Genomic DNA, 17189 nt, shown 5'->3' with positions numbered 1-17189 from the left:
TCCAAATGGGAAAAGGACCTATCTTCGCTTTATTAGGTATATTTGTATGTGCTGCTAGTATTGGTAGTTATTATGTACATCATCAGCCTGTGGCTTTGCAAGGACCACGGATTGGGGTTGTACGTTTGCAAGAGGTAGTAGAAAAGCATCCAAACTTTCATAGTTATGATGAACAAAAGAAAGAATTGTTACGACTGGAGGCTCAACGGGACAGAGAGGATGAACTTCTCAAATCTAAATTGGGTACTGAAGTGGGAAAATCTGAAGAACATCTAAAACAGTTAGAATCAAATTTAACTGAAAGTTTGAATCAGGAGCTACAAACAAAAATTGCCTTACGTGAAGCTGAGTTAAATCAAGAGTTAGCGACTAAGCAACGTGAATTGATTGAACAATATCGTAAAAATTACAAAGTAGAACCTAGTGAAGCAGATATAGAAATTGTAAATTTACAATTGTGGTTAACAACTGAAATGAAAGTAAAGCCGATTGATGAAGAGCAACGAAAACGTTGGGACACTCTAAAAGCTGAGAAGGAACAACGATTATCTGATTTGTTAGCACAACGGAGTCATCGTATCAACGGATCTCAACAATGGAAAGATCTAGAAGCCAAAGTGGCTGAGGCGATGGTACCTGCCCAGACAGAAGCACAGCAGAAGTTAAGTGCCTATGCTACTGAGCAGGCAAAAGCCTTAGGGGCACAGCGAGATCAATCTATGAAAGGTCTGGTGGATTCGCAACAAGAAGTGTTGGCTAAGGTTCACCGTGAGGGCACCACTTTGTGGGATGCAGAATGGGAACAACGATTGGCACAAAAACGGGATGAAGTACAAGCCCTACATGATGCCATTTTAGAAGATATTCGAGTTCGTGCAGGAGTGTTGGCTAGAACTAAACAGTTAGATTTAGTGCTGGTAGATCATATTACAGATCGTACGGGTATGGATTTAACAGAAGAAATCATTCAATCGTATGGACAATAAAGGAGTAAAGTGATGAAATCAATGTGGAAACGTATGGCTACAGGTGCCATGATGGTATGTGCATTAGGCTTAGTAGCTGGTTGTGGATCAAGTGAAAAAGTAGGTGTGGTAAATACTGAAAAGTTAGTGCAAGAAAGCCAAAAAGCTAAAGATATTAATAAAGAAATGGAAGCTAAACAAAAGGAAGTTACAGACCGTTTAGCTCAAGTGCAAGGTACACAAACTGAAGAGCAATTCCAACAAACACAATTAAATGCACAACAGGAATTGCAAATTTATGGACAAGCAAAAGGTAAAGAGTTTAAAGCCTATGTGGAATCCAATATCCAAGCTGTAGCAAAAGAAAAAGAGTTGACTGTAGTAGCGAATGATCAAGCCATTGTAAGTGGTGGAGTTGATATTACAGAAGATGTGCTTAAAAAAATGAATGAAAGTGCTTCCTCCGGAGAAACTAGTAAATAATAAGAGAGTAAAAAGTAAGGAGGCTTCATAGTGAAGTTTTCAGTAGAAGACCTAGCCAAATTGGTTGAGGGCACTGTATATGGCGATGGTTCCATTAATATTGAAGAAGCCCGCAGTTTAGATCAAGGTGCAGCCCATGCTATCAGTTTTGCTATCGGTGATTATAGAGAGTTTGCCAAAGATAGTAAAGCAGGAGCTTTGTTAGTAGATGCTAAAATTGAAGGGTGTGAGACTCCTCAAATTGTGGTGTCTAATGCAAAAGCAGCTTTTGCTAAATTGCTAGAAGTATTTCACCCTCCGGTGGTATTTCCAGAGGGGATTCATGAAACCGCAATTATTGGCAAGAATGTAACAATTGGAAACAATGTAAAAATTGGACCTTATTGTGTAGTTTATGATAATGCTATTATTGGCGATAATGTTACATTACACGCCTATGTATATATTGGACATAATGTGCGTATTGGTGAAGGTACAACGATTTATGCAAGTTCCATTGTGCATGAGAACTGTATTTTAGGAAAACGAGTTGTCTTACGTGCGAATGCTGTTGTAGGTGGAGAAGGTTTCGGCTTTGCTACTGAAAATGGTAAGCACACACATATTCCACAAGTAGGTAATGTTATCTTAGAAGATGATGTGGAAGTAGGCTCCTGTTCTTGTATAGACAATGCTACTATGGGATCTACCTTAGTGCGTCGTGGTACTAAAATAGATAATTTAGTTCACCTAGGCCATAATGTAGAAATTGGAGAAGATTGTTTCTTAATTGCCCAAGTCGGTATCGCAGGTAGTACAAAATGTGGTAACCATGTTATCTTTGCTGGACAAACTGGTTGTACAGGACATATTACAATTGGTGATAATGTTACTTTTGCAGGAAAAACAGGCATTACAGGTAATGTGCCATCGAATGGACTTTATGCAGGGTTCCCAATGCGACCACATAAAGAATGGTTAAAATTAGCTGCCTATGAAAGCCGTTTACCAGATATGGTAAAACAGTTAAAAGCATTAGAAAAAGAAGTAGCTGCATTACAAGCTAAATTAGAAGATAAATAGGTGTAGATATGTTATATACCTGTATGAAAGTGTTAAGTGCTATCCTATGTGCTTTGCCGTATCGAATGCAATATGCTATTGGGTATCTATTAGGACAATTAGGATGGATTTTTACACCAAGCAATCGAAAACGATTGGCCATTGGACAAATATTATTTTGTCGCATTACAGATGATCCTGTAGAGGCAAAACGAATTGCCAAAGCCAGTGTGACAAGATTTGGTCGTATGATTGTGGATGTGCTTCGTTATCCTGAAATTAAAGATGGTAAATACAAAGAGATGTTCACCATGGAAGGTAGAGAATATCTAGAAGATGCCAAAGAAGATGGAAAAGGTGCTATTATTATTGCTCTCCATAGTGGAAACTGGGAATTACTAGGAGGTATTTTAGCATCTGAAGGATATCCTTTGATTTCAGTAGCGATGCAGCAACAAGGTGATGCGGACAAATTTATCAATGAATATCGTGCGCTTATGAAACAACACGTCACTTATAAAACAGGTGTTCGTGAAATGGTAAAAGAACTGCAACAAGGTTCTTTTATAGGTCTTATTATGGACCAGGATCCAGGAGATAAAGGTCAGTTGGTTCCGTTTTTTGGCTATGAAACATTGACTCCCGTAGGACCTGCGGCAATGGCTCGTATGCAGGATGTGCCGATTATTCCTATAACAATACGTTTTAATGAATATACTGAGAAATACGAAATTACTGTACATCCACCTGTATACGCTGAAAAAACAGAAGAGCGGAAACGTGATATTGCGGTTACATTGACGATGCTCAATGAATGGGTGGAAGATTATATTCGAAGATATCCAGAAGATTGGTTCTGGCTTCATAATAGATGGAAATGGACACGTCGCTTTTATGGTGATACCATAGAAGTACCACCAGATGTGATGAACCAAAAACTGTAGAAAGGAGGTCCTTATGAAACAACAAACAATTAGTAAAGCAATAAGCTATGAAGGGGCTGGATTACACAGCGGTTTACCTGTGCAAATGCGTATCCTTCCTAGTGAGCCCAATACAGGGATTACCTTTGTACGTACAGATTTGCCGGGCACTCCTTCTGTGAAAGCGGACATTCGTAATGTAACAAATACGATGCGTGCTACCACATTAGAAGAGGGTGAGGCAAAAGTATTTACAGTTGAACATATTTTAGCAGCTTTTTATGGTATGGCTATTGATAACTGTATTATTGAATTGAATTCACCGGAACCTCCTATAGCTGATGGTGGATCAGCCACATTTGTGCAGCTTATCAAAGAGGCAGGAATTATCGAACAAGAGGCAGACCGTCAAGTTTATGTGGTGAAAAAATCTCATGGTATCTATGAAGAAGATAAATTTATCATTATTCGTCCTTATGATGGATTCCGTGTCACTTTTACAAGTATTAATAGTCATCCTATGCTAGGTACGCAACATGCAGATTATGAGATTAATCCTGATGTATTTGCTACAGAAATTGCGCCAGCAAGAACGATTGGTTTTACAAAAGAAATCGAACAATTGCAAGCGATGGGATTAGCTAAAGGCGGATCCACGGAAAACGTGATTGTCTATGATGATACAACTTGTTTATCGGAACTTAATTTTCCAGATGAATTGGTGCGTCATAAAATTTTAGATATATTAGGCGATTTATTCTTGGTGGGCCATCTAAAAGGCCATATTATTGCTGTGAAATCGAGTCATAATTTAAACTCGCGATTAAGTCGAGAAATTTTAAAAGAAATGCAAGAGGAGGCATAACATGATTCTTACAATTGAAGAAATTATGGAAATTCTACCACACCGTTATCCATTCTTATTGGTAGATCGTATTATTGAAATGGAACCAATGAAACGTGCGGTAGGTCTTAAAAATTGTACTTTCAATGAGCCACATTTCATGGGTCACTTTCCAGGTAACCCTGTGATGCCAGGTGTATTGATTACAGAAGCAATTGCTCAAGTAGGTGGTATTGCACTCTTGTATCCTGAAGAAAATCGTGGCTTAACACCAATGTTTACAGGTATAGATAAAGTACGTTTCCGTCATCCAGTTAAACCTGGTGATCAAGTACGCATCGAGGCTGATGTAGTAAAAATCAAAGGTCGTATGGGTAAAGTAGAAGGTCGTGCGTATGTAGGTGATAAATTGGTGGCAAGTGGTGAGTACATGTTCGCCTTAGTGAAGCCAGAATAACTTTCAAAATGTAAGGAGTGACACAGATGATCGTAGTTGGCATGGAAAATGCAACATCTGAAATTCATAGTACTGCAGTCATACATCCAGATGCAAAAATTGGTAAAAATGTTATTATTGGTCCTGGTGCAGTCATTGGAGAACATGTTGAAATCGGAGATGGTACTAAAATTGGCGCTAATGTAGTTATTGGTGGCTGGACAACGATTGGTAAAAATAATGAATTTTTTCCAGGTTGTGCTATCGGTTTGGAACCACAAGATTTAAAATTTAAAGGTGAAAAAAGTTATTGTATTATTGGCGATAATACAGTAGTTCGTGAATTCGTAACTATCAGTCGTGCTACTGGTGAAGGGGAAGAGACACGAGTTGGTAACAATTGTTTGTTCCAAGCGTGCACACATGTGGCGCATAACTGTATCGTAGGCAATAATGTTATCATGAGTAACTGTGCAGGCCTTGCAGGTCACGTAATTGTAGAAGATCGCGTGGTTATTGGAGGTATTGCAGGGGTTCATCAGTTTGTAAAAATTGGTCGTAATGCTATGGTTGGTGGTATGGCGAAAGTCGTACAAGACATCCCTCCCTATGTCATTGCGGATGGACAGCCAGCGCATGTAATTGGGTTGAACTCTGTAGGGTTAGCTCGCGCTGGAGTATCTGAAGAAGTGCGTCGTGAGTTGAAGAAGGCATTTCGTATTCTATATCGCAGTGGCTATAGTCTGTCTAAAGCAATTGAAGAAATGGAATTGAATTTAATATCTTCTGTTGAGATTGAACACATGCTACGTTTCTTACGCAATGCAGATCGTGGTATCATGCGCGTACGCAGAGATTAATAATGGAATTATAATACATGGAAGAGCATACAATGTATGCTTTTCCATGTATTTTTTATTGTGAACTTTCATGCCATTTATGCCCTATATATGGTATAATATAGATTAGAATTTTTATAATTAAAAGTTAGTGGGAGGCGTTATGGCGAAAGTAGGATTGATTGCAGGAATTGGTAATCTGCCAGTTGAATTTATGCGAGCTGCTCAACATGAAGGCTATGAAGTTGTGGTCATTTCTGTTGTAACAGAGGGAGCTCCTGAATTACAAGCAGAGGCCGATGCATACTACCAAATCAGCGTCTTTAAATCAGATACAGTGATTAAAACGTTCCTTAAAGAGGGCGTCACAGATGTGACTATGTTAGGAAAAGTAACAAAAGAACATCTGTATAAAAAGATAACAACCATACCAGATATGCGTACGATCAAATTGTTGAATCGTTTGCGCAATCGTAAAGATGATACGATCATGCTAGCTATCGTAGAGGAATTAGAAAAAGAAGGACTAGCGGTAGCGGATCAAACAAAATATATGAGATCTCTTATGCCACCAGTAGGTGTCATGACAATGAGAAAACCAACAGAGGTGGAGCAATTAGATATTGAGTTTGGCTTTACCTTAGCGAAACAAATGGGTGCACTTGACATTGGACAAACCGTAGTAGTGAAAGAACAAGCGGCGATGGCCATAGAAGCCATTGAAGGAACCGATGAGTGTATCAAGCGAGGCGGTGCCTTGGGTCGTGAAGGGGCTGTGGTGGTAAAAACTGCAAAACCTAATCAGGACGTACGTTTTGATGTTCCAGCGGTAGGTATGAAGACGTTAGAATCTATGATTACCGGTAACTGCAAGGTCCTAGCTATGGAGGCGAAACGGACGATTTTTGTTGAGCAAGAAGCAGTTTTGCAAAAAGCAAACGAATTAGGTATCGTAATCTGTGCCGTAGAAGGGCCGGATGAGGAGTAAGCATGAAGATTATGTTTTCTGCTGGTGAAGCATCAGGAGATACGCATGGTGCCAGTGTGGCAAAGGCTTTATTGGAGGCATATCCAAAAGCACAACTATTTGGCATGGGCGGAGACTTGATGAAGGAAGCGGGTGTGAATATTATATACGATATTCAGCAACTAGGGTTCATCGGTATTGTTGAAATAATAAAACATTTGCCCACATTTTTTAAACTTCGCAGCTTCTTAAAAGAAGCTATGCTACGAGAAAAGCCAGATGTGTTGGTGTGTATTGACTATCCAGGTTTTAATATGAAGTTAGCGAAGGTGGCAAAAGAATTACATATACCTGTGGTGTATTACATTGCCCCTACCATTTGGGCTTGGAATAAAGGACGAGGCAAGGATATCGCTAAAACGGTGACAAAAGTAGCTTCTATTTTTCCTTTTGAAGCAGAGGCATACCGTGAATTTGGTGTAGATGTGGAATTTGTAGGGAATCCTTTGGTAGATATTGTACATCCTACCATGTCCGTCGAAGCAGCGCTTGCTCATTTTGGTGCAGATACAAGGAGTCGTAATATTCTTTTGATGCCAGGTAGTCGTAAACAAGAAGTAGAAGGGTTATTACCAACAATGCTGGCAGCAGCAGAACGGTTATATAAAAATCATACAGATTTGAAGTTCTTCTTACCACGGGCACATACAATACCTAGAGAAGATATTGACAGAATTTTACAAAGTTATTCTGTACCAGTCACTGTTACAGAAGGTCATAACTATGATTTAATGCAGATTTGTACCGCATGTATTGCGGCTTCAGGGACAGCTACCTTAGAAACAGCCTTGATGGATGTACCTACTGTATTAATTTATAAAGTGGCACCTGTTACGTATGGAATTGGTAAATTACTGGTAAAAATAGATCATATTGGATTGCCTAATATTATGGCGAAGCGTCGCATTATTCCTGAGTTATTACAGGGGGATGTAACGCCAGAAAATGTAGAACGAGAACTAGCTAATATCTTAGATCATGAGGCGGTATATACGCAGATGAAAGCTGATTTAGCGCAAGTGAAAGTAGAATTAGGGGCACCGGGAGCGGTGCAACGTGTAGCTGATGTCATTGCATCAGTCGCAATGAAGGAGGCGTAAATGAATCGTTATAAACAACTATTGGCATTTATTGTGCCATATAGGATGCGACTCATATTAGGGATATTTTGTATGATTGCAGCTGCCATGGGGTATTTAGTGGTACCATGGTTAATCCGAAATGTAGTGGATGGCGTATTGCAAGATAAAGATTTAGGCTTATTAACATTAATTGTGATTGCTATTTTAGTAATTTTCTTGCTTCGTGGATTTGCTACCTATGGGCAAAACTATATGATGGCTTATGTAGGACAGCGCGTGGTTATCGATATTCGTGAAACCTTATTTAAGCATTTACAAAAGTTAGACCAAGCTTATTTTGACCGCCGTAAAACAGGGGTTATCATGAGCAATGTGACTAGTGATGTAGGTGCATTACAACAAGCTATTGTAGATAACCTTATATCGTTTATGACAGAAGGAGTTACCTTAGTAGGGTCCTTAGTCTTCATGTTTTACTTGGATTGGAAACTATCCCTTTTAACATTGATTATTGTGCCTGTTGTATTAGGATTAACGAATATATTTGGTAAAAAATTGCGCTCTGCAGGTCATGAGGTACAAGGTAGAACAGCGGATATTACGGCGTTTTTACAAGAAGTTATCTCAGGGGTGCGCGTGATTCGTTCTTTTGCTCGTGAAACATATGAATTTAAGCGATTTGAACAAGAGAACCAAAATAACTTTGATGCTGCTATGAAAGCTACAAAATTAACAGCTGTCATGGGGCCTATGGTGGAATTTGCAGCTGCTATTGCAGTGGTGATTATTTTATGGTATGGCGGATATTCTGTAGTGCAAGGTTATATTACAGCAGGTTCCTTGATTGCATTCTTAATTTATGCTATTAACTTATCTAACCCTGTGAAACGCTTAACTCAAGTCTATGGTAACTTGCAAAAAGCAATGGCAGCAGGAGATCGTGTCATTGATATTTTAGAAACAGAACCTCATGTGAAAGAATCACCAACGGCAAAAGCGTTAACAGATGTACAAGGAACTGTAGAATTCGACAATGTACAATTTGCTTATGATGAAGATAATTTAGCTTTAAAAGGCGTCAACTTAACGGTGAAACAAGGGCAAACCGTGGCGATTGTTGGTCCTTCTGGAGCTGGTAAATCAACGATAGCGAACTTGTTACCACGTTTTTATGATGTAACAGGTGGCGCTATTCGCATTGATGGTGTAGATGTGCGAGATGTCACATTTACATCCTTACGAGAAAATATTGGTTTAGTGCCACAAGATACGATGTTATTCAATGCATCAGTACGTGAAAATATTTTATATGGTCGCTTAGATGCTACTGAACAAGAAATCATTGAGGCGGCTAAAGCAGCGAATGCCTATGAGTTTATTGAAAAATTACCGAATGGATTTGATACGATTGTGGGAGAGCGAGGTAACTCTTTATCGGGTGGTCAGCGTCAACGTATTGCTATTGCACGAGCTATCTTGAAAAATCCGAGCATTTTAATTCTTGATGAGGCTACCTCAGCCTTAGATACTGAAAGTGAAAAGATTGTACAGGAAGCGTTAGAACGACTAATGAAAAATAGAACGGCTCTAGTCATTGCTCATAGATTGAGTACTATTAAACATGCCGATCATATTGTGGTCTTACAGCAAGGTTGTGTTGTAGAAGAAGGCACACATGATGAATTATTAGCGTTGAATGGCTTATATAGCCATTTATATTCTGTTCAATTTGCCAGAAAAGGATAAACTATGTATTGGATATACAATATACTTCTCATTATCTATTGGATTGGCTTGATACCGGTGATTCTCTACCGTTTGGCCTTTGAAGAAGGATTCTACGAGCGGATCAAACAAAGTGCAGGATTCATGCCTAGCACATTGATGAAAAAAATTGAAGGTAAACGGGCTATTTGGTTGCATGCGGCTTCTGTAGGCGAAATTGTAGCTACCAGCCCATTGGTGAAAGACATCAAAAAAAGCTTTCCTGATGCAGTTGTAGTTGTATCTGTGGTAACTGCTACTGGACATGCCATGGCACGCCGCATCATTCCAGAAGCAGAAGGGATTATTTTCTTCCCCTTAGACTTACCATTTTTGACACGAAGAATTTTGACAACGATTAAGCCCATTGCTATTTTACTGGTAGAAACAGAAATTTGGCCAAACTTTCTTCGTATTGCCAAAGCTGAACAGATTCCAGTTATGATGGTCAATGGTCGTATCAGTGATCGTTCTATGTCACGGTATATGCATATTAAATCTTTTATGCATGATATGTTGGGGTCCATAGATCGATTCTGTATGCAATCTAAATTAGATGCGGAATATATCACTGTATTAGGGGCAAATGTACAAGAGGTAACCGTTACAGGGAATACGAAATATGATCAAACCTATGCAACGGTAACAGATGAAGAAAAAGAACAATTGCAACATGAGTTTGGATTTGGACATAATCATCCTATTATCGTGGCAGGTAGTACCCATAAAGGGGAAGAGGATAAGTTGTTTCAAGCGTTTAAAGAAATTTTACAATCTTATCCCAATGCGCGATTACTGATTGCACCTCGCGAAATTATGCGTGGCCATGATGTAAAAGCATTATCTCAAAAATATGGGTTGAAAGCGATTTGTCGTAGTGCTATGACAGAACCTGTACATGAAGAAATTCCAGTAGTGATTTTAGATACCATCGGTGAATTAGGTCGTCTATATAGTTTGGGGGATATTATTTTTGTAGGTGGATCCTTAGTAAAAACTGGAGGTCATAATATATTGGAACCAGCTGCTCATGGTAAGCCAATTATTGTAGGACCACATATGTTTAACTTTAAGGAAATCTATAGTTTGTTGAGCTCCCGTGGTGCTTGTACAATGGTACATGATGAAAGAGAATTATTAAGAGTATTGCAAACTTTGTGTGCTAACCATACTATGCGAGAAGAGATGAGTCGTCATTGCTTGGAAGTAGTCAGTGAAAATCGGGGAGCTACACAACGCAATACAGAGGAGTTACGCCGTCTTTTTGAACGCTTTCACATAGTGCCATAATCGATTCATATTAGTTTTAATATCCTAAGTTATACTAAGGGGATACGGAGGAGGTTAACTCATGAAAGGAGAACAACTCTTTAAGCATATCATCAGCGGACAGATGGGAGGATCCTTAGGAGATGCCCTGCGTGGTGGTTTAGAAGAGGCTAGTAAGGTCTATGAAAGAGTCATAGAATATCGAAATGAGCGCTACAATCACCCCAAGCGTGTGCAACGGGTAGCAGTGCCAGTTATTAGCATAGGCAATATTACAGTGGGTGGTACTGGTAAAACTCCTATGGTACGCTATGTATGCGAAACATTGGATACAGCACATCATAACGTAAGCGTGTTGAGCCGTGGCTACAAAGCGGACAATAATAAAAAGCCTATCGTTGTTTCTAGACAAGGCACGGTGGATGTGTCCTCTTTCATTAGTGGTGATGAGGCGTGGTTATTGGCCAAAACATTGCCGAATGCTAATGTCATTATTGGATCAAAACGAGTAGAGTCTGCTAAGATTGCAGTGGAAGAACTACAATCTGATGTACTTGTGTTAGATGATGGATTTCAACATCGAGCATTAGGTCGTGAGGCGGATATTGTCTTAATTGATGCCAGTCATCCATTTGGATATGGCGCAGTGTTGCCAAGAGGTCTCTTACGTGAGCCTTTGGAAAATTTGAAACGTGCCACGTACATTGTGTTAACGAAAACGAATCAAATCGATTCAGAACAATTGGAGACATTGCGCGAAGATATTTATGCTTTAGCGCCACTTGTTCCGGTAGCTGAAACGATTCATCAAACTGTGGGCTTTCAAACGATGGAAGAATGGAGTCATAATGGACCGATTCATAATATTAGTGACTATGACGGTACTCCTTTACTAGCCATTAGTGGAATCGGTCAACCGAGTTCGTTCATTTCTAATTTAAAAAGTTATGGATTCACTGTACAGGATATGATGAGTTTTGGAGACCATCATGATTATTCTGAGGAAGATGTGGTGAAATTATGGGAACGTTGTTTTAAAACTGGTATCCAAGGGATTATCACCACAGAAAAGGATGCGGTCAAGTTATCACAAGTACGGGCCATACGAGACTTACAGATTCCTGTCTATGTATTAGTAATTGGTATTGCATTTACTAAAGGTGAAGAAGATTTTAAATCCTATGTTTTGCAAATAGCAAAGGGGAAGTAATATGCGTATAGCTTGTATTATTCCAGCGCGCTATGGATCGACACGATTGCCGGGTAAACCCTTAGCGATGATTGGTAATAAACCAATGATTCAACGGGTCTATGAACAAGTATCAAAAGCCACTGAAATTCATGAGGTCATCGTGGCTACTGATGATGAACGTGTGTATAATGCGGTTACTGCATTTGGTGGGCAAGTGATGATGACGAGAGCCGACCATTTGACTGGCACTGACCGATTGGCAGAAGTAGCAGCTGCAAGAACAGATATTGATGTAATTATTAATGTACAAGGTGATGAGCCACTGATTGATGCTTCTGTTATCGATGCATTGGCACGTCAATTCAAAGAAGATTCAACCTTACAAATGGGGACGGTAGGCTGTCCTTTGTTAGAATCAGAATATAATGAGCCTAGTGCTGTCAAGGTAATTGTAAATCGACTAGGGAATGCGATGTATTTTTCTCGATCTTTAATTCCTCACCCTAGACATGCATTTGTGGTTCCTCCACTCAAGCATGTAGGTATGTATGGATATAATCGTCAGTTTCTATTAACATATGCTAAGATGGAACCGACACCAGCAGAATTAACTGAATCCTTAGAGCAGTTACGAGCCTTAGAAAATGGATATACGATCCGAGTCATTACTACAGACCAGCGCTTTGTTGGAGTAGATACACCAGAAGATTTAGAACGAGTGAATGAAATATTTCACCAATTAGAAGCATAAACAATTTTGTTTAGAAAGGAGATACAATGAAAACAGTACAAGTAGGCAACCTTACACTTGGTGGAGGGAAAGGCTTATTTCTATTAGCAGGTCCATGTGTAATTGAGGGCTATGAACGTACATTAGAGATTGGTCGTCGCGCGAAAGCAATTTGTGATAAAGTAGGTATTCCCTACGTATTCAAAGCTTCCTTTGATAAAGCCAATCGCTCTAGCTATTCTTCCTTCCGTGGTCCAGGCCTCGTAGAAGGTTTAGAAATTTTGAAAGCTATTAAAGAAGAGTTGCAGGTACCAGTGGTAAGTGATATTCATGATATTACTCAAATTGAACCAGCTGCTGAAGTGTTGGATATCCTTCAAATTCCAGCATTCTTGTGCCGTCAAACTGATTTGGTATACGGAGCTGCGGCTACTGGAAAATGCGTGAATGTGAAAAAAGGTCAATTTATGGCTCCTAAAGATATGAGCAATGTGTTGAAAAAAATGGAAGAATCTGGCAATCAGAACTTAATGTTGACGGAACGTGGATTTAGCTTTGGCTATAATAATTTAGTGGTAGACATGAGATCTTTCCCAATTATGCGTTCTTTTGAATATCCAGTTATCTTCGATGCCACACATTCTGTACAATTACCAGGTGGAGCAGGCACAGCATCTTCTGGTCAACGTGAATTTGTGGCTAACTTAGCACGTGGCGCTGTTGCCAGTGGTGTGGATGGATTGTTCTTTGAAGTTCATGATAATCCAGAAGAAGCACTTTCAGATGGACCAAATATGTTATATTTAGATTCTCTAGAAGAATTATTAACTGATTTAGTAGCTATCGACAAAATCGTAAAAAAATAGTACAGATGTAAAGGATGCAGGTGAACTATGAAGATACTTGAACGAGCAGCACAGGTGCTCCAAGAAGAATCAAAAGCAGTGTTAGACTTAATTGAAACATTAGACCATCGGTTTGAAGCAGCAGTAGAGTTAATCTTAGCCTCTAAAGGACGTGTGGTCTGTACAGGTATGGGAAAATCTGGACATATTGCACGAAAAATTTCGGCTACATTAGCGAGTACAGGTACACCTGCATTATTTTTACACCCTGGTGAAGGGGTACATGGCGATTTAGGTATGGTTACCTCTGATGATGTAGTATTGGCTTTTTCTAATAGTGGAGAAACTGGGGAGGTTATCAGTTTATTACCATCCTTACGCCGCATAGGGGCTAAATTAATTTCTGTAGTAGGGAATCCAAGCTCTACATTAGGAAAAAATTCTGATATAGTTTTGGTCGTTTGTGTAGATAAAGAAGCATGTCCTTTAGGGCTGGCTCCCACTAGTAGTACCACAGCTGCATTAGCCTTGGGTGATGCATTGGCGGTGTGTTTATTAGATCAACATCAATTTACACCAGAAAATTTTGCTGTATTCCATCCAGGTGGTTCCCTAGGTCGTAAATTGTTGCTCACAGTAGAAAATATTATGCATAGCGGTGATGATAATCCTATTATTCATAAAGGTGCTACTGTGCAAGATGCATTATTTGTGATGACCAACAAAGGTCTTGGAGCAGCTAATGTAGTAGATGAAGAAGGTAAATTAATTGGTTTAGTAACAGATGGAGATATTCGACGTGGTCTAGATTCTGGATGCAATTTCCTAGTATGGTCTGTGGAAGATATGATGACGAAATCACCGCGTACGATTACTAAAGATAAACTAGCGGCGGAAGCACTTCACATGATGGAGAAGAATCAGCCACGGCCAATTACAGTACTTCCTGTTGTTGGTCATGATGGAACTAGCCTTGGGTTAGTACATATTACAGATTTGTTGCGAAGGGGTATTGTATAATGGCAATACGTTGTTTAATCTTAGATGTGGATGGAGTGCTGACAAAGGGCGAGATTACGTATACATCTAGTGGAGAAGAAGTGAAAGCTTTTCATGCAAAAGATGGATTAGGATTGGCTCTAGCACAGCGTATGGGATTACAAACGGCAATCATTACGGGCCGTACATCCCCTATCGTAGAGCGACGATCAAAAGAATTAAAAATTTCTCATATTCAAATGGGGAGCCATAATAAGAGTGCTGGATTACAGGAGCTCTTGAAAACATTAGAGTTAGAGGCTCACGAAGTTGCCTATATGGGCGATGACCTCAATGACTTAGGCATTATGTCTAAGGTGGGATTAGCGATGACACCACAAGATGGTGTACCAGAAGTGAAACAAGTAGCTCACTATATCTGCCAAGCTAACGGTGGACAAGGAGCGGTGCGTGAAGCAGTGGAGTATATTTTGAAACAAGCAGGACTTTGGGAGGATGCGGTACGGTTATACCGTGAGGAATCCTACCAAGTAGGTCAGTAGAAAGGAGGCTTTCATGGCAGGAGAATGGCAATATACAGCCTTAAAAACGCTTAGTAAGTTAGTTTGTACATTACCTTATTCTACAATCTTATCCATTGGAGCAACTCTAGGACCTTTATATAGATTAGTAGGAAAAAAACAGGTCAAACGAGGATTACATAATCTAATGATTGGCCTTTCCATAGATGAAAAAGAAGCAGATGCCATATTAGGACGACTCTTTCAAAACTTGGGACGTTCTGTGATGGAAACATTATATATGCCGAATTTGACACCAGAGTTCATTAAAGAACATATCGAAATGCGTGGGTTAGAGCATCTAGATACAGCCATGGCAGAAGATAAAGGTGTTGTTATCTTGACGGCCCATGTAGGCAATTGGGAGTGGATGGGCGCAGCCTTGGCGGCTCATGGGTATCCGTCCACAACGATTGTCAAAAAACAACCGAATGCTCAATTCACAAGATTGCTAAATGAATACCGAGAAATGGTAGGATTAGAAGTATTTGCTCGCGGTGGTTCTGAAATGAGAGGCGCTGCACAAGCGATGAAAGCAAAGAAATTATTGGGTTTCTTAGCGGATCAAGATGGATGGTACACTGGTTTGCCAGTGATGTTCTTAGGACAAGATTCATCAGCGGTGACGGGACCAGCATCCTTTGCGAAAAAGTTTAAAGCTCCTGTTGTGCCAGTCTTTGCATCTCGTAAAGAGAATGGTCACATTGTCCATATATTGCCAGCACTTCATTATAAAGATACTGATGATGTGGAGAAAGATATGTTCCGTCTTACGGAAGAAACTGTGAAGATAACAGAAGCGTTTATTAGAGAACATCCTGATGAATGGTTGTGGTTCCAGCATCGTTGGAACACAAAAATTCATGAAATCACAGATATCGAACATAAACTACAAGTGCGGGAGGCTGTCCATGAAGAACAATAAAAAACTTCTCCTCACGATTGTGGTAGGCATTTTAATTCTTTTGGGAGTTGGATATTTTTTGTATGGTGGAGTAGAAACCACCACGATAGGACCCTCTGGAAATTCTATTAGTTTTAATGGAACAGAATTGAAAGAAGAAAAAAATGGACAACTGATTTGGTCTGTGAAAGCAGAAAAGATAAGCGTTGATCAGGTCACAAAAGTAGTTACCTTAGAAAATGTAACAGGGGCGTTTCATAAGGATGGAAAAATACTTACAGTGAAAGCACCAAAAGGCGTGGTATCTAAAGACCATGGACAGATTACATTATCTGGTGGCATTGAGGCTACCTCTAGTACGGGTGCAACGCTTCGCACAGAAGGGCTAGAGTATACAAGTAAAGAACAGTTATTTAAATCAACTTCTAAATTTATTTACACCGATGTTGATACAACATTAGAAGGTGATGTGCTAGAAGGCGATATGATTTTGCAACAAGTGACTGCAAAAGGTCATGCTAAGTTGATTCGCAAGTAGGAAGGAAATTCATGAAACTACAACGTTTACTCATGGCAGCTCTTATGGGTGGTGTCATGATGATTCCCGTATGGGCAGCGCCAACGGATGCAAATCCTGCTGGTAACAGTAATTTAATGATTACAGCCGATCAGTTGACATATGATGGAGTTAGTGGTCGTGCTGAGGTAAAAGGTAGTGTAGTTATTACCAAAGATGATAAGACTATGACTGGTGCTATAGGTTGGTATAATACGAACACACAAGAAGGATATTTAACTGGTGGAGTGAGTATGATAGGCACTAATATGTCAATGGCAGCATCAGAAGTGCATGTATTACATAATCAGCAATTTGATGCTACAGGTAATGTACATTTACAAAAAGATGATCGTCAACTATACGGTGATCATGTAAACTATAATACGGAAACTGGTTATGGTGAAATTATTGGTAATGGACAGTTAATGGTGGCTGATAACATTTTGACTGGAGAGCATATTACAGCATTTACAAACGAAATCTCTGCCACAGCGAAAGGGAATGTAACCGTATCTAGTACAAGTCGTAATATAAATGCCACAGCAGATGAAGCTGTATATACGCAGACTCCAAATCAAAATGATGGAGTGGCTTATTTAAAAGGTAATGCAAGAGCTGTACAAAATGGTAATGTCTTAGAAGCGCCAGAATTAAAAATTCAACTTAGTGATAATAGTGCAGAAACGCTTGGTGGGCGCAGTACCTTAATCATTACTCCAAAGTAAGG

The 17189-nt window shown here is 39.6% G+C and carries 19 protein-coding genes; all 19 read left to right on the top strand.

What is annotated here, in order from left to right:
- Nucleotides 1-5: 5 nt before the first annotated feature.
- The 19 genes from EO113_RS07015 (at nucleotide 6) to EO113_RS06930 (ending at nucleotide 17187) form a co-directional block, all read left to right on the top strand.
- Nucleotides 6-986: a hypothetical protein gene (locus EO113_RS07015; RefSeq protein ID WP_127135912.1), complete on the top strand. Its 981-nt coding sequence runs from the start codon at nucleotides 6-8 to the stop codon at nucleotides 984-986.
- Between the two features lie 12 nt (nucleotides 987-998).
- On the top strand, nucleotides 999-1448 hold the full coding sequence (locus EO113_RS07010; RefSeq protein WP_062401960.1) for an OmpH family outer membrane protein: 450 nt from the start codon (nucleotides 999-1001) through the stop codon (nucleotides 1446-1448).
- A gap of 30 nt (nucleotides 1449-1478) precedes the next feature.
- Complete coding sequence (gene lpxD, locus EO113_RS07005; protein WP_127135911.1) at nucleotides 1479-2510, top strand: UDP-3-O-(3-hydroxymyristoyl)glucosamine N-acyltransferase; 1032 nt, start codon at nucleotides 1479-1481, stop codon at nucleotides 2508-2510.
- Nucleotides 2511-2533: 23 nt separating this feature from the next.
- The gene (locus tag EO113_RS07000) at nucleotides 2534-3433 is read left to right on the top strand and encodes a lysophospholipid acyltransferase family protein (protein WP_038144801.1); all 900 of its coding nucleotides are present in this window, start codon (nucleotides 2534-2536) and stop codon (nucleotides 3431-3433) included.
- Between the two features lie 13 nt (nucleotides 3434-3446).
- Nucleotides 3447-4277, top strand: coding sequence for a UDP-3-O-acyl-N-acetylglucosamine deacetylase (gene lpxC, locus EO113_RS06995; protein ID WP_062401956.1), 831 nt, complete (start codon nucleotides 3447-3449; stop codon nucleotides 4275-4277).
- Between the two features lies 1 nt (nucleotide 4278).
- Nucleotides 4279-4713 carry a 3-hydroxyacyl-ACP dehydratase FabZ gene (fabZ, locus tag EO113_RS06990; protein ID WP_009353694.1) on the top strand — a complete coding sequence of 145 codons (435 nt, stop codon included), beginning with the start codon at nucleotides 4279-4281 and terminating at the stop codon, nucleotides 4711-4713.
- 26 nt (nucleotides 4714-4739) lie between these two features.
- A complete protein-coding gene (lpxA, locus tag EO113_RS06985) occupies nucleotides 4740-5552 on the top strand; it encodes an acyl-ACP--UDP-N-acetylglucosamine O-acyltransferase (protein ID WP_009353663.1) in 813 nt (270 codons plus the stop codon).
- A gap of 142 nt (nucleotides 5553-5694) precedes the next feature.
- Entirely contained in the window at nucleotides 5695-6519 is an 825-nt protein-coding gene (locus EO113_RS06980; RefSeq protein ID WP_009353707.1) for an LpxI family protein, read from the top strand.
- A 2-nt stretch (nucleotides 6520-6521) separates the two neighbouring features.
- The gene (lpxB, locus tag EO113_RS08205) at nucleotides 6522-7658 is read left to right on the top strand and encodes a lipid-A-disaccharide synthase (RefSeq protein WP_009353711.1); all 1137 of its coding nucleotides are present in this window, start codon (nucleotides 6522-6524) and stop codon (nucleotides 7656-7658) included.
- Entirely contained in the window at nucleotides 7659-9386 is a 1728-nt protein-coding gene (gene msbA / locus EO113_RS08200; RefSeq protein WP_127010759.1) for a lipid A export permease/ATP-binding protein MsbA, read from the top strand. It begins immediately after the preceding gene.
- Nucleotides 9387-9389: 3 nt separating this feature from the next.
- The gene (locus tag EO113_RS06970; RefSeq protein WP_127135910.1) at nucleotides 9390-10694 is read left to right on the top strand and encodes a 3-deoxy-D-manno-octulosonic acid transferase; all 1305 of its coding nucleotides are present in this window, start codon (nucleotides 9390-9392) and stop codon (nucleotides 10692-10694) included.
- Between the two features lie 61 nt (nucleotides 10695-10755).
- Nucleotides 10756-11883, top strand: a complete 1128-nt coding sequence (gene lpxK / locus EO113_RS06965) for a tetraacyldisaccharide 4'-kinase (RefSeq protein ID WP_127135909.1) — start codon at nucleotides 10756-10758, stop codon at nucleotides 11881-11883.
- Nucleotide 11884: 1 nt separating this feature from the next.
- A complete protein-coding gene (kdsB, locus tag EO113_RS06960) occupies nucleotides 11885-12616 on the top strand; it encodes a 3-deoxy-manno-octulosonate cytidylyltransferase (protein WP_127135908.1) in 732 nt (243 codons plus the stop codon).
- Nucleotides 12617-12642: 26 nt separating this feature from the next.
- Complete coding sequence (gene kdsA, locus EO113_RS06955; RefSeq protein WP_126940622.1) at nucleotides 12643-13461, top strand: 3-deoxy-8-phosphooctulonate synthase; 819 nt, start codon at nucleotides 12643-12645, stop codon at nucleotides 13459-13461.
- 27 nt (nucleotides 13462-13488) lie between these two features.
- Nucleotides 13489-14460: an SIS domain-containing protein gene (locus tag EO113_RS06950; protein ID WP_127135907.1), complete on the top strand. Its 972-nt coding sequence runs from the start codon at nucleotides 13489-13491 to the stop codon at nucleotides 14458-14460.
- Nucleotides 14460-14981, top strand: a complete 522-nt coding sequence (locus EO113_RS06945; protein ID WP_127135906.1) for an HAD family hydrolase — start codon at nucleotides 14460-14462, stop codon at nucleotides 14979-14981. The genes EO113_RS06950 and EO113_RS06945 overlap by 1 nt, the downstream gene beginning before the upstream one ends.
- Nucleotides 14982-14994: 13 nt before the next feature.
- Nucleotides 14995-15924, top strand: a complete 930-nt coding sequence (locus EO113_RS06940; protein ID WP_127135905.1) for a lysophospholipid acyltransferase family protein — start codon at nucleotides 14995-14997, stop codon at nucleotides 15922-15924.
- Complete coding sequence (gene lptC / locus EO113_RS06935) at nucleotides 15911-16441, top strand: LPS export ABC transporter periplasmic protein LptC (protein WP_164723947.1); 531 nt, start codon at nucleotides 15911-15913, stop codon at nucleotides 16439-16441. Before EO113_RS06940 ends, lptC begins: the two co-directional genes overlap by 14 nt.
- A gap of 11 nt (nucleotides 16442-16452) precedes the next feature.
- Nucleotides 16453-17187 (top strand): LptA/OstA family protein, encoded by a 735-nt coding sequence (locus EO113_RS06930; RefSeq protein WP_127135903.1) that lies wholly within the window; start codon nucleotides 16453-16455, stop codon nucleotides 17185-17187.
- The last annotated feature ends 2 nt before the right edge of the window (nucleotides 17188-17189 follow it).

This window comes from Veillonella sp. 3913, from assembly GCF_003992235.1.
Taxonomy (GTDB): domain Bacteria; phylum Bacillota; class Negativicutes; order Veillonellales; family Veillonellaceae; genus F0422.
The sequence above is the reverse complement of the archived record's forward strand: the minus strand, read 5'-3'. Positions and strand labels throughout refer to the sequence as shown.

What these genes read in the sequence shown, in the direction of transcription:
- kdsA (WP_126940622.1), top strand. Translation starts at nt 12,643, where the DNA reads ATGAAAACAGTACAAGTAGGCAACCTTACACTTGGTGGAGGGAAAGGC.
- lpxB (WP_009353711.1), top strand. Translation starts at nt 6,522, where the DNA reads ATGAAGATTATGTTTTCTGCTGGTGAAGCATCAGGAGATACGCATGGT.
- kdsB (WP_127135908.1), top strand. Translation starts at nt 11,885, where the DNA reads ATGCGTATAGCTTGTATTATTCCAGCGCGCTATGGATCGACACGATTG.
- EO113_RS07015 (WP_127135912.1), top strand. Translation starts at nt 6, where the DNA reads ATGGGAAAAGGACCTATCTTCGCTTTATTAGGTATATTTGTATGTGCT.
- EO113_RS07010 (WP_062401960.1), top strand. Translation starts at nt 999, where the DNA reads ATGAAATCAATGTGGAAACGTATGGCTACAGGTGCCATGATGGTATGT.
- fabZ (WP_009353694.1), top strand. Translation starts at nt 4,279, where the DNA reads ATGATTCTTACAATTGAAGAAATTATGGAAATTCTACCACACCGTTAT.
- msbA (WP_127010759.1), top strand. Translation starts at nt 7,659, where the DNA reads ATGAATCGTTATAAACAACTATTGGCATTTATTGTGCCATATAGGATG.
- lpxK (WP_127135909.1), top strand. Translation starts at nt 10,756, where the DNA reads ATGAAAGGAGAACAACTCTTTAAGCATATCATCAGCGGACAGATGGGA.
- EO113_RS06980 (WP_009353707.1), top strand. Translation starts at nt 5,695, where the DNA reads ATGGCGAAAGTAGGATTGATTGCAGGAATTGGTAATCTGCCAGTTGAA.
- EO113_RS06945 (WP_127135906.1), top strand. Translation starts at nt 14,460, where the DNA reads ATGGCAATACGTTGTTTAATCTTAGATGTGGATGGAGTGCTGACAAAG.
- lpxA (WP_009353663.1), top strand. Translation starts at nt 4,740, where the DNA reads ATGATCGTAGTTGGCATGGAAAATGCAACATCTGAAATTCATAGTACT.
- lpxC (WP_062401956.1), top strand. Translation starts at nt 3,447, where the DNA reads ATGAAACAACAAACAATTAGTAAAGCAATAAGCTATGAAGGGGCTGGA.
- lptC (WP_164723947.1), top strand. Translation starts at nt 15,911, where the DNA reads ATGAAGAACAATAAAAAACTTCTCCTCACGATTGTGGTAGGCATTTTA.
- EO113_RS07000 (WP_038144801.1), top strand. Translation starts at nt 2,534, where the DNA reads ATGAAAGTGTTAAGTGCTATCCTATGTGCTTTGCCGTATCGAATGCAA.
- EO113_RS06970 (WP_127135910.1), top strand. Translation starts at nt 9,390, where the DNA reads ATGTATTGGATATACAATATACTTCTCATTATCTATTGGATTGGCTTG.
- EO113_RS06940 (WP_127135905.1), top strand. Translation starts at nt 14,995, where the DNA reads ATGGCAGGAGAATGGCAATATACAGCCTTAAAAACGCTTAGTAAGTTA.
- EO113_RS06950 (WP_127135907.1), top strand. Translation starts at nt 13,489, where the DNA reads ATGAAGATACTTGAACGAGCAGCACAGGTGCTCCAAGAAGAATCAAAA.
- EO113_RS06930 (WP_127135903.1), top strand. Translation starts at nt 16,453, where the DNA reads ATGAAACTACAACGTTTACTCATGGCAGCTCTTATGGGTGGTGTCATG.